The organism is Pseudonocardia pini (assembly GCF_013870575.1).
GTDB lineage: Bacteria > Actinomycetota > Actinomycetes > Mycobacteriales > Pseudonocardiaceae > Pseudonocardia > Pseudonocardia pini.
The window spans coordinates 1-2,606 of the sequence record NZ_JACBXB010000776.1 but is presented as its reverse complement, the minus strand read 5'-3'; the positions used below and the strand labels follow the sequence as shown (position 1 = coordinate 2,606).

Here is a 2,606-nt window from a genome sequence, read left to right as displayed (position 1 = left end):
CTGACCGCCAGGACCAGCGCCCCGCCCCGTTGAACAACGCCATGGCGGACGCCCTCAAGAAGGCGGGCTTCGGCAAGTGACCCCCGCGCCGAGATGAACCTCGGTGTCGTCGAGAGCATGATCGACAGACACCGAGGTTCATCTCGGCGGGTGCGGCCTCAGGTGAGGCGGGCGACGATCGCGTCGAGGTCGGCGGGGTCCGCGCCGTGCCCGACCAGGTGGCCGCGGATGCCGTCGGGGTGGGACTCCATCTCGTCGAGCACCGCGGTCAACGCCGTCGCGTCCACCCCGAGCAGGCGCTTGGACACCGCGGGCAGGTGCCTGCCCGCCGCCGCGAGCCGCGCCAGCAGGTGCTCGAGGTTCTCGTTGGTGCGCAGGTAGTCCGCGAGGACCTGCTCGCGCGGCACCCCGACGAGGGTCAGCACGGTGGCGACCACGATCCCGGTCCGGTCCTTCCCCGCGGCGCAGTGCACCAGCACGGGGGCGGGCGCGGAGGCGAGGACGTGCATGATCCGGGCGATCTGCTCGGCGGCGTCCCGCACGAGGAGCCGGTAGGCCCAGCCCAGGTCCCGCTCCTCCTCGGGGGTGGCGGCGATCACCTCGGGCGCCAGGGAGGCACCCATGGGGACCTCGTGGATCTCCGCGACCTCGGCCAGGGGGTGGGTGTCGCCGCGGGTCTCCGCCGCGGACCGGAGGTCGACGACGGCGGCGGGCTCGGCGGGGGAGAGGTCGCCCGGTCGCGGGGCGTCGCTGCGCAGCAGGATCCCCGTGCGGATGGTGCGCCCGTCCGCGGTGGTCAGCCCGCCGACGTCGCGGAGGTTGGCGGGGGTCCTCAGGTCCAGGGTGGCGGTCACTCGTTCGAGGGTGCGCGCGGTCGGTGAACGGAGGGTGTATTCGTGATCGGAACCACGGTGGGAACAGCGGGCGGCCCCCTGCCGTTGACCATCGTGACGGGCGGCACCCCGCCCGCCGTGATCTCCCGCGACCCGTCGTGCGACACTGGGAGGGTCGGCTGTCAGCGATGACGTCAGCCGAGTAGCCCCATGGTCCTTCTTCGGCACCGAGCTGTAGCACTGAGCTCCACCGCCGCTCCGGGCCCGCGGGCTTCCCCGCGGGTGCCGCGTCCGGGACTCCCGGCCGAGCACCCCGCTGCGACGAGGAACTGAGTGAACACCCTGCTTGACCTGCCCGAGAACGAGACCACCGAGATCGACACCGAGATCTCCGAGAACGACGGCGCCTTCCTGGAGCTGGGGCTCGACCCCGCCCTGGTCGAGGTGCTCGACGAGCTCGGCTACGAGTCCCCGAGCCCCATCCAGGCCGAGGCCATCCCGTCCCTGATCGCGGGACGCGACGTGCTGGGCCAGGCCGCCACCGGCACCGGCAAGACCGCCGCGTTCGGCCTGCCGATGCTGCAGCGCCTCGCCGAGAGCGACCGCTCCGGTGAGCGCCGCCCGTTCGGCCTGGTGCTGGCGCCCACCCGCGAGCTCGCCATGCAGGTGAGCGAGGCGATCACCCGCTACGGCTCCAAGATCGGCGCGCGTGTGCTCGCCGTCTACGGCGGCGCGCCCATCGGCCCGCAGCTGGGCCAGCTCAAGCGCGGGGTCGACGTCGTCGTGGCCACCCCCGGTCGCGCGATCGACCTGATGAACCGCGGCGCCCTGAGCCTCGACGCGCTCGAGACCGTCGTGCTCGACGAGGCGGACGAGATGCTCGACATGGGCTTCGCCGAGGACATCGAGACGATCCTGAAGGCCACCCCGGCCGAGCGGCAGGCGGTGCTGTTCTCCGCCACGATGCCGCGCCGGATCGAGACGCTGGCCCGCGAGTACATGACGAACCCGGTCATGGTCCGGATCGCCCGCGAGGAGGTCCCCGAGGGCGAGGCGCCGCGCGTGCGGCAGACCGCCTACATGGTGCCGCGCACGCACACCACGACCGCGCTCGGCCGGATCCTCGAGCTGGAGCGGCCCACCGCGGCGATCGTGTTCTGCCGCACCCGGGCGGACGTCGACGCCGTCACCGAGACGCTGACCTCCCGCGGTCTGCGTGCGGAGGCGCTGCACGGCGGCATGGACCAGGAGCACCGCACCCGCGTCGTGGAGCGGCTGCGCAACGGCCGGACCGACCTGCTGGTCGCCACGGACGTCGCCGCCCGCGGCCTCGACATCGAGCAGCTCTCGCACGTGGTGAACCACGACGTGCCGAAGTCGCCCGAGGCGTACGTGCACCGCATCGGCCGAGTGGGTCGTGCGGGCCGCGAGGGCGTGGCGATCACGCTGGTGCCCTCCGGCGCGATCCGTCACCTGCGCAACATCGAGCGGCTGATCGGCAAGTCCGTGCCGCTCGCGCCGGTGCCGACCGTGGCGGACCTCAAGCAGGCCCGGCTGGACCGCACCCAGGCGCAGCTCAAGGAGCGGATCGTCGCCGACCTGCGGGCCGACGCCGACGCCGACCCGGACGGCGTCCTCGCCATGATCGAGTCCCTGGTGTCGGAATTCGACCCGGCGGACGTGGCGGCCGCGGCCGTCCGGCTCGCCCGGGCGGGCACCACCACCGCGGATGCGCGAGGTGAGGCTGTCGACGTGGAAGGAGCCCATCTTGCC

Annotated in this window: 2 protein-coding genes; one reads left to right on the top strand and one right to left on the bottom strand. The window is 73.3% G+C overall.

Annotated features, from left to right (window positions below; genetic code table 11):
* Nucleotides 1-158 precede the first annotated feature (158 nt).
* The gene (locus H5J29_RS28755; RefSeq protein WP_181784115.1) at nucleotides 159-854 is read right to left on the bottom strand and encodes a tyrosine-protein phosphatase; all 696 of its coding nucleotides are present in this window, start codon (nucleotides 852-854) and stop codon (nucleotides 159-161) included.
* A gap of 312 nt (nucleotides 855-1,166) precedes the next feature.
* Between H5J29_RS28755 and H5J29_RS28750 the strand changes: the two genes are divergently transcribed.
* Nucleotides 1,167-2,606 (top strand): DEAD/DEAH box helicase (locus H5J29_RS28750; protein ID WP_376768586.1); only part of this gene is annotated, 1,440 nt, incomplete at its 3' end.